Origin of the sequence: Corallococcus carmarthensis (genome assembly GCF_003611695.1) — a bacterium.
Lineage (GTDB): Bacteria > Myxococcota > Myxococcia > Myxococcales > Myxococcaceae > Corallococcus > Corallococcus carmarthensis.
Map to the genome: position 1 here is coordinate 1 of NZ_RAWE01000035.1, position 9,319 is coordinate 9,319.

A 9,319-nucleotide genomic window follows, 5' to 3' on the forward strand; every position below is an offset into this window, starting at 1 on the left:
TTGGCACCCAGAGCGAGGACGGCAGCCGCTTCGTCGAGCGCATCCTCACGGCCGTGATGAGCCTCAGGAAGCAGGAGCGCAACGTGCTCGACGCTCTCACTGCGTCCCTTGAAGCCCATCTCCACGGCACTCCCGCACCATCGCTGCTGCCCGGGACCTGATTCACGCTCGCGGTCGCCAGACCCCGTGAACGCTTACGTCAAGAGTTCGTGCGTATCGAGCACGTTGACCGCCGTCGCTGATTCGGTGTGCCCTGGGCTCTGCCTACTCGTGCTCCTTTGGACTCAAGCAACCCGACGCGCCTTGAAGTGCTTCAGGCAGCTCTGCTTGTTCCGGCAACACGACCTTTTGAATGTTCCACGAGGAACGCAGAGCAGACATGCCCTGCTCGGCCTTGCGCCAATTGGAGAGGGCACAGTCCCGCTCGCGCTCCGAAAAGGAGAACATCTGCGGGTTGGCGGTGAGCTGACTCTGGAATAGCCGCAACCAGCATTCAACCCAGAACGAACCGTAGATGGTGGCATTCTGCTCCCCCCGTGGCGTTTGATGGCCGAGGGGCGCGCCGCCAGAGTAGGCGTCCAAGACATGGCCTAACTCGTGCGCAGCGATGAAGATGTAGCGGGTGAGTGCATCCATTTCCGGAAGCGCGAATTGATACAGCTTCCGAGGCGCGCATGATCCCCTGAAGAAGATGACCTCCGCCTGACCGCTGTCCTCTTCCACGGGGCGGACCACAGCATTGACTTGAAATGCCCCGGCGTATCGTTCGACGTCCACATACTCCCAGGTGCGAACAGCATTGAAGACCTTCCAGAGAGAGCCCCTCAGTTCTCCCTCTTCGAGGAAAGACTCCCAGGGCTTGTTGCTGTCGTCATAGAACGAGGGGCGAGCTGGCTTGCGCCGCACTTCTTCAAGACTCAGTTTCGTTCCCCAGATACCTGCCTTCTCCACCGCTTCGTGGAATAGCGGGGTCTTGAAGATATCTTTGCAGAGAGCGAGATTATCCTCGACTTGAAATACCAATCCTAGCGGCACGGCGATCTCAAGCTGACCCGCGGCATCTCGCTTGAAGCAGAAATCGTCCTTATCGTTGCTCCCGATACCCTCGCAGGATTCGACCTTCGGTAGAGGCAGGCTGGCCGGCATACTGTCCGCCGACGCGGTGCAACCTGCGAGAAGCAGGACGCCCAGCATTCTCCAACGGGATACGCGGCTCATGAGCATGTGCCCTTCCTGCATCTAACGGTCGAGAGTAGAACTTAAACCTTCCCTCCTCCAGCCGGAGTCGATGCACCAGCTCCGCTGCGCGACTCAAGGAACTCTCGTCTGAAGACGAGCAATCCGAACCAGCCGAGACTCAAGATGAGCGTCAGGTATTGAAGCCGCTCTGACCAGACCCGGCTCGGCGAGTAGGGGTCATGGATATCCGCCTCGAGCTGGTTACGGACGGCAACCATCCACAAATGACCAAAGAAGATGGAAACCACTGCAGAAACCAACACAGCTGCCGCACAGGCGAACTCTGCATTGGTCCATTCCCCGCGGCGCTCTTTCAGGTAGTAGGCCACGACGCCGATGATGGCCAGGGCAGAAGCGGAAAAAAGCTTGGAGACCTCCAGCTCTATTGCGATGGCCTGCTTGAGCACGTCATTGAGCTGTCCTCCAAGACGTCGCCCCTCCGCAGTGTCCGCCAGAAAGAAGAGTTCAAAGAGAATGAACACCCCAGCCAGGAGCAGGGGCGTACCGCTCAGCACCCACATGCGCAGGGAGGCCTTCCTCATCGGGTAGTCCTCGGTTCTGGCAGCTTCACCAGCATACACTTGAGTTCGGGTGGGTCAGATGGCTCGCCTGCGAGCACTAGCGCATGACGACTGCCGTTGACGAGGACATGGCGCTCACTATCGCCCGAGGCACACTTGAAATTGATTTGAAGCACGCAGTCCAAATAGCCATCCCTTTTGAAGATAGCGCTGCGCTGGTCGTCGCACTCGAAGTGCAAGGTTGCCGGAAAAGGAACCTTGCCCCGGACGGTCTTACCCGAGCCGGGATTGGCAATAACCAACTCGGACTCCTGGGGTTCAGAGGTGAAGGTGAACATCGCCTTCTTTTCAGGCACACCCATTCCCCCTGCTTCCCGGCAGCGCTTCTCTGACTTGCGGAGGGTAAACGTGAAAGCCTCAACGCTGGCGCTACTGTCATCCCTCCTCGAACTCAACTCCGCGCTAATCGCCTTGGCGCCCGCTGACGCACTGCTCCAGCATCCAAACATAGTGACTGTGCCAGGCTTGAAGCCGTCGTCTTGCCGCGTAAGCGTGGTGAGCGCGCTGAGTCCATGGATTGAAGTTATCGACAAGGTCGGTCGTTCGTCAGTAGGCGCCTCGAACAAGGCGGGAAGGACGCCGACGACCTTTCTCGATGCACTAACCTCAAAGACTTGTCCCTTCGCCAAGCCATCTGGGTCCTCAACGACCACGCGCCAATATGGGGCTGGCGCCGCTTCAACGAGGGTTCCCATGAGCAGGCATGCCCCAACAAGGAAAAGCCTCAATCCGGAGTCCTTATTCATTCGTAGATGGGTGGCGCGATAGCATTCGCTGTCCGTTTCCATCTGCCTCCTTTCAACGTACGCGCGGTTTCTCTGCATACGGCTTAACGAGGATTTTGCCGTACAACATACACGGCTTCGGATAACAAATCGTCCCATGTAAACGGCGCACCCCTTTCTACCCAGAACCACTTCGATGTATGGGCCGCTCCCAGGCTGTCCGCCAAGGACCGCTCTGCCCTCCGGGAGGCCCGGCGTCAGGCGCTGGCCGTGCTGCGCTCGGAGGTGGCCGTGCCGCTGGACGCACGCCTCACTGCGGAGGTGGGCCTGCCTTCACCGGAGGTGGGCCTGGCGCTGCTGGACTCGCTGGAGCAGGAACTCTGGGCCTGATGTCCCACGCGTCCGGGGGCGCGTGTCCAAGGGGGGCGGGCTTGGGGCCCGCGCTCAACTTCGAGGGGATCATGAACGTCAACCGTCTGCGGGTTCTCTTCTCCCATGCCCTGCGGGCCTCCCTGGCCACGCCGCTGCTGATCACGGGATGCGATGGGAGGCCCACCGTCACCGTGGAGCCAACCCCGAAGCCAGAGCCCGTCGACCTGAGCCAGCACTCGGACGTCGCCTGCGTGAACAGCTTCCCCGCGCTCACGGGCCTGACGGTGGACCCTCCTCCGGACGTGCTCCAGATGCGCACCATCAAGCGCCGGTATCCGCCCTCATCGCCTCCGGAAGCCGACCTCCAGACGTCGGAGGGCGTGCCCTGCGCGACGGCCACGAACCCCCAGGCGTGCCTGGACCAGCTCGATGCGCTGGCGGTCACTCGCGGCTTCCCGAGGATTTGTGGCTACAGCATCGAGTGCTACGAGAGCCTCCTCGTCACGACCCGCGGCGACGAGGTGACGACGTACACGACCGCGGACTCCGTCCGGGCCCTGCTGGGCCGCATCGACACCCCGGAAGAGGCCGCGCTCCTGGTCTATGCCTCGGGTTATGCGCTGTGCGGTTACCCGGCCTACGAGCGCGGGAAGATCCGGGCCCTTCCGGACGGGACCTTCAGCGTCGTCAGCATCCAGGACTACGACTGTGAAACGAACGTGTACGAGACCCGGCACGACCTGAAGGTCACGCCGTCCGGTGTGGTGACGGAGGAAGGCACCTTTCCCCTCAAGGAGGGCACGCCCGACTGCGTCGTCGGCCGGAGGCCCGTGGGGCTCCAGGATGCACGGGCGGGTGGCTGCGAGGACGCACGGGGCGGCTACTTCGCGAACGCCGCCCGGCTGGAGGCCGCCGCCATCCACGCGTTCCTGCGCCTGCGCGACGAGTTGGCCCTGCACGGCGCGAGCAGTGAGTTGCAGGACGCGGCGCTCGCCAGCGCGGCAGACGAGGTGCGGCACACTGAAGTCACCCTGCGGCTGGCCCACCGCTTCGGCGCCACGCCTGTGCCTCCCGCGGTCACGGCCCTGCCGCTGCGCCCGCTGGACGAAGTGCTCCTCGACAACGCCGTGGAGGGCTGCGTGCGGGAGACCTATGGCGCGCTGGTGGCGCACCACCAGGCGCTGCACGCGCGCGACCCGGAGATCCGCGAGGCCATGGTGCGCATCGCGGAGGACGAGACGCGCCACGCGGGCCTGTCCTGGGACATCGACGCCTGGGCCATGCCCCGCCTGTCCGCCGAGGAGCAGACCCGGCTTCGTGAGGCGCGGCGGCAGGCCGTCACGGTGCTGCGCGCGGAGGTGGCCATCCCGCTCGACGCGCGCCTCACCGCCGATGCGGGCCTACCCTCCGTGGCGGAAGGTCTCGCGATGCTCGACTCGCTGGAGCAGGAACTCTGGGCCTGAGTCGCTACAGCACTTCCTCGCGAAGGTCGGGGAACACCTTCCCCACCTTGCCGAGCAGGTAGTCCCCATACGTGCCCCGGAAGGCGTGCACGCTCTGCCAGTCCCAGCGCTCCGCGTGGTCGTCCGCGCCCGCGTCCTTCAACGCAGGCGAGTCGATGGCGTGGATCTCCGCCGTCCAGTCCGGGTCGAAGAAGAACGGCAGCGACAGCCGGTCGCGGCCCGCGCGATTGAGCACCCGGTGCGGCGTGGAGCGGTACACGCCGCGCGTCATCCGGTCGAGCATGTCGCCGATGTTGCACACGAACGCGTTCTCCACCGGCGGCGCGTCCGCCCAGCGCGTGTGCCCGTCCTGCCGTGTCTTCACCTGGAGGCCGCCCGCGTCGTCCTGCTTGAGGATGGTGAGCACACCGTAGTCGGTGTGCTCGCCCACGCCCCACACTGGCAGCCCTTGCGCGTCCACCTCCGGGCCCGGCGGATAGTTGAAGATGCGGAACAGCACCGTCGGATCCGCCATGTACCGCCGGGCGAAGAAGTCCGCCTCCAGTTCCAGGCTGAGCGCGATGCCGGACATCAGCGCGTGCCCCAGCGACGTCAGCGCCGACATGTATTCGAGCACCGCGCCGCCCAGCCCCTCCGGCTCCCGGGGGAACAGGTTCGGTCCGTGCAGCGGGGTGCCTGCGCGCACGCGAGGATCCTCCGGCGGAAGCTCCGTGCCGAAGTACAGCCCCTCCTTGCGGTCCGGCCGGCCCGACGTGAGTTCCCCGCCCACCGGGAAGAAGCCTCGCCACGCCCTCCCACCGAGCGCCATGCGCACCCGCTGTTTCTCCTCCTCCGACCGCGCGAAGAAATCCCGCGCCAGCGCTTCCAGCCGGGACTGGAGCCCCAAGTCCACACCGTGGCCCACGACATAGAAGAAGCCGGTGTGGCGGCATGCCGCGCCCATGCGGGAAGCGACCTCCCTGCGGGCCTGGGGACTCGACGAAGCGTCGACGAGGGCTCGGACGTCGATGAGGGGCACGGTGTCCATGGCGTAACTCTAAGGAGATGACCAGGAGTTCGTCGCCAAATCCTGCGCGGAAGCACGGCTCGGGCGGATGCGTCCAAGGTCCATCGACACAGGCACTCTCTCTACGGGAGGGCGTACAACGCTTCAAGGTCGCCCAAGGGTGCGAAGGGCTCTCACCGCTCACGAAGCAGGGCGGCCCAGGGCATGGGCTATGAAGCGCCAGAGGCGCGCAGCCCACCGGCCCAGGAGCCCTTGGGTCTCGTGAAGAGGCTCGTCCTCCACAGGCACCGCCACTTGGATTTGTCCGAGAGAATCGGTGGGTAGAGTTCCTGGCTGGAGGCCCCCCTCCGGAGACGAAACGCCCCAATCCGTCCGACAGTCGGACAGGATTCCCAAGGCAGCGTCCGTCCCATCCCCTCCGGTGCACTCCCCACCGGGTTCGCACATAGCGGGCCCAGGGTCAGTTGGAAGTAGCAGCGCCCCGCTGTCGGCCTCCATGGAAAGGGCCTCACCATGAGGACAGGGTGTACCGCCGAGCAACTCGGTGTCGCCGGTGGCGGGCGCGAGGCCACCGGGACCATGCACCCCAACGCAGGGGTGTACCTCCATCGCCTCGTCCTGGTGAGGAACCGACGTGGGGTCTCGGAGGTCATGCTCCTCAACAAAGGGGCGTGCCTCCATCGTATCGTCCTGGTGCGGAACTGACGTGGAGTCTCCGCGACCACGTTCCTCGACGAAGGGACGTTCCTCCATCGCATCGTCCCGGTGAGGAACCGACGTGGGGCCACCGCGGCCACGTTCCTCAACGAAGGGACGTTCCTCCATCGCATCGTCCTGGTGAAGGACGGACGTGGGGTCTCCGAGGACACGTTCCTCAACAAAGGAACGTGTCTCCAGAGCCTCGTCCTGGCGATGGACTCTCGTGGGATTGCCGAGGCCACGCTCTTCAACGCAGGGGCGTGCCTCCATGACCTCGTCCTGCTCGGTGGCTGACGTGGAGTCGCCGAGGAGGCCCTCCCGGGAGCCCTGGGCTTCGGGGCACTCCTCCTGCTCCTGGGGGACGGGGGCGAAGTCGTCCAGCACGCGCTCATCGCACGCCTTCAGCAGCGCCGGCAGCTCGTGCTGGAGTCGCCGCACGTCGCGAGTGTCCAGGGCCCCCATCGCGCAGGTGGTCCACTGGCGCAGCGGCTCGCCGCCCATGAGGGACAGCAGCCGGGATGCATTGCCTCGCAAGGCCCACTGCAGCGACTGGATGAGGAGCAGGTGCCCTGGGCGCTCCGCAATCCGGGCCGCCAGCCTCAGCAGCTCGAATTCCAACTGCGCGCAGCGGACCCCCGGGTGCCAGCGCGCCGCGTCCCATAGCCTGAAGCAGGCATCCTCCAACGGGCGCAGGTCCGCCCCGGAGGCCCTCGCGCAGCAGTCGGCCAGCAACTCCACCAGCACCTGCCGTTTGAGGCTGAAGAAGCCTTCCAGCAGCCGCCGGCACTCCGGGCCGCCCTCGTCATGCAGCGCCAGGCCCAGGTTCTCCAGCGTCAGCGACTCATCCAGCGCCACCGCTCGTGCCCTGCGCGCGGAGCGCTGCACCACCAGCCCTCGCGCCGCCAGCCGCCGCAGTGCCTCGCGCACCGTGCCCCGACTCACCCCGTAGATGCGCGCCAGCATCCTTTCCGAGCCCAACTGCCCGCTTCTCGGCAGCTTCCCCAGCGAAATATCGCGCTCGATCTGCTCCTCCACGTACGCCACGAGTCCCACCCGCACCATCCCCGTCCCCCTCCTGCCCAAGCCTCCGCCACCAAACCACAGGGGTCTGACATGGACGCGAAAGCGGGCGCGGCCCTGGGCCGGATGCGACGCGAACTGGTCCGACTGTCGGACCAGTTGGGCGACGGCGCTCCCGACAGGGCGCCTCTGTCCGTGGACTCGCCTTGGCATCCGATCCGGCACCCATGCGCGGTCCACCGTCGCGCTCCGCGCTACACCCGCTCTCGCGGAGGCCATCGGGTCGCAGGACTTTTTCACGAACTTCTGTCGACCCGCCTGGCGCGCCGGTGTCGGGAAGGCGGCAGGGACAGGCACTCACGCCTGTCCGCGCCGGGGCCACTTCCCGCTACCCTCCTGGCCCATGACCTCCGCTCGCGTCCCTGGCTCCCCGTTGCGGGTGGGCCTCCTCGGCTATGGCCTGTCCGGCTCGCGCTTCCATGGACCCCTCATCGCCGCGGAGCCCGCGTTCACCCTGGTTGCCGTGGCATCGAGCCGCGCGGAGGCCGTTGCGCGCGACTGGCCGGGCGTCCGCGTGGGCACCGTGGAGTCCCTGCTGGCGGATCCGGACCTGGATGTACTTGTCGTGTGCACGCCCAATGACTCGCACGCATCGCTCGCGGCACAGGCGCTGCGCGCGGGCAAGCACGTGGTGGTGGAGAAGCCCTTCGCGCTGGACGCGGATGAAGCCATGCGGCTGGACGCGCTCGCGAAGGAGCGCGGGTTGTGCCTCACCGTGTTCCACAACCGCCGCTGGGACGGCGACTTCCTCACCGTGCGCCAACTGCTGGAACAGGGGCGGCTGGGGACGCTCTACAGCGTGGAGAGCCACTTCGACCGCTTCCGGCCCCAGGTGAAGGCGCGCTGGAAGGAGCAGGACGTGCCCGGCGGCGGCACGCTGTGGGACCTGGGTTCGCACCTCGTCGACCAGGCCGTGCAGCTCTTCGGTCTGCCGGAGTCGGTGGCCGCGGACCTGGGCCGGCAGCGGCCGGGCGCGCAGGGCACGGACTGGTTCCACCTGGTGCTGCGCTACGGCACGCTGCGCGTGGTGCTGCACTCCGGCTCCGTGGTGCACGCGCCGTGGCCCCGCTTCGTGTTGCAGGGCGACCGGGATGCGTACCTGAAGCACGAGCTGGATCCGCAGGAAGGACAGCTTGAAGCGGGCCTGCGTCCCGGCCACCCGGACTTCGGCCGCGAGCCCTCGGAGCGCCACGGCCGGTTGCTGGCCTCGGGAGAAACCGTCGCCACCGTGCCCGGCGACTACGGCCAGTTCTACCGGCAGCTCGGCGCCGCCATCCTCCACGGCGCGCCCGTGCCCGTCACGGCCCAGAGCGCGATCGAAACCGTGCGCGTCATCCAGGCCGCGCTCCAGAGCGACCTGGAGGGCCGCCGCATCCCCCTGCTCCCGCGCGACTGACGTCAGAGCGTCTTTTCCAGCACCAGGAACGTGGGCGCCGTGTAGCCCGCGTGCGTGCCGTGTGAATGGAAGCCGTAGCCCTGGCGCGCGTACCACGCATGGTGCGACGTGAGCGCGAGCCGCACCGACAGCCTCACTCGCGTCTGGCCCAGTTCGCGCGCACGGGACTCCACCGCCTCCATGAGGCGCAACGACACGCCCTGGCCCCGGTGTGACGGCAGCACCGCGAGCCGGTCCAGATACAGGTGGTCCGCCTTCGGGTGGAAGAACACACAGCCGAAGAGGACTCCCTCCACCTCCGCGATGAAGGCGCCGCCGTCTGATAGCTCGCGCCGCACCACGGACTCCGTCTTGTCGTGCGCGCTGGAGGGCGGATCCAGACGGCCCCGGTATTCCTCGAACGCGTCGCGCAACACCTGGGTGATCCGCGCGGCGTCGGCGGGCACGGCTTCGCGAATCAGGAGGGACTCAGGCATTCCCGAAGTCTAGTGGAAACGTCAGGCGCGGGCGTTTCACCACCACGGTGAAACACCGCTGAGACATGCCACCAGACACCGTGCGTGGAGCGGAATTCCCGCGCGGTTCACAACAGCGCACGACCGCACTCCCGAGCGGGCTGACAGCCAGGCCCCCGCGAGCAAATCGCTGCGGCCGTGTCGGAGGGGCTGTCTACTATCCCGCGCGCTCGCGAGCCCGGGACCCCGTCACATCGTCTTCCCGAGCGTTCGCGAGGTCCCCTCCCAAGGAGTCGCAGGTTC

Annotated in this window: 8 protein-coding genes; 2 read left to right on the top strand and 6 right to left on the bottom strand. The window is 66.5% G+C overall.

Annotation, left to right across the window (positions count from 1 at the left end):
* Positions 1-264: 264 nt before the first annotated feature.
* Genes D7X32_RS12660 through D7X32_RS44950 form a run of 3 tightly spaced genes read right to left on the bottom strand, consistent with a single transcriptional unit; the run spans position 265 to position 2,608 of the window.
* Positions 265-1,224, bottom strand: a complete 960-nt coding sequence (locus tag D7X32_RS12660) for a hypothetical protein (protein ID WP_147450125.1) — start codon at positions 1,222-1,224, stop codon at positions 265-267.
* A gap of 35 nt (positions 1,225-1,259) precedes the next feature.
* Positions 1,260-1,781: a hypothetical protein gene (locus tag D7X32_RS12665; protein WP_120602790.1), complete on the bottom strand. Its 522-nt coding sequence runs from the start codon at positions 1,779-1,781 to the stop codon at positions 1,260-1,262.
* Entirely contained in the window at positions 1,778-2,608 is an 831-nt protein-coding gene (locus D7X32_RS44950; protein ID WP_147450126.1) for a hypothetical protein, read from the bottom strand. The genes D7X32_RS12665 and D7X32_RS44950 overlap by 4 nt, the downstream gene beginning before the upstream one ends.
* Before the next feature lie 398 nt (positions 2,609-3,006).
* Between D7X32_RS44950 and D7X32_RS12670 the strand changes: the two genes are divergently transcribed.
* A complete protein-coding gene (locus D7X32_RS12670; RefSeq protein ID WP_120602811.1) occupies positions 3,007-4,380 on the top strand; it encodes a ferritin-like domain-containing protein in 1,374 nt (457 codons plus the stop codon).
* 4 nt (positions 4,381-4,384) lie between these two features.
* On the opposite strand, the gene D7X32_RS12675 is transcribed toward D7X32_RS12670, so the two are convergent.
* Positions 4,385-5,407: an isopenicillin N synthase family dioxygenase gene (locus tag D7X32_RS12675; RefSeq protein ID WP_120602791.1), complete on the bottom strand. Its 1,023-nt coding sequence runs from the start codon at positions 5,405-5,407 to the stop codon at positions 4,385-4,387.
* Positions 5,408-5,566: 159 nt separating this feature from the next.
* On the bottom strand, positions 5,567-7,147 hold the full coding sequence (locus D7X32_RS47760) for a FadR/GntR family transcriptional regulator (protein ID WP_120602792.1): 1,581 nt from the start codon (positions 7,145-7,147) through the stop codon (positions 5,567-5,569).
* A 397-nt stretch (positions 7,148-7,544) separates the two neighbouring features.
* Between D7X32_RS47760 and D7X32_RS12685 the strand changes: the two genes are divergently transcribed.
* A complete protein-coding gene (locus D7X32_RS12685) occupies positions 7,545-8,561 on the top strand; it encodes an oxidoreductase (protein WP_244238980.1) in 1,017 nt (338 codons plus the stop codon).
* Positions 8,562-8,563: 2 nt separating this feature from the next.
* Here D7X32_RS12685 and D7X32_RS12690 read toward each other — a convergent pair whose 3' ends face one another.
* The gene (locus tag D7X32_RS12690) at positions 8,564-9,037 is read right to left on the bottom strand and encodes a GNAT family N-acetyltransferase (protein ID WP_120602794.1); all 474 of its coding nucleotides are present in this window, start codon (positions 9,035-9,037) and stop codon (positions 8,564-8,566) included.
* Positions 9,038-9,319 lie beyond the last annotated feature (282 nt).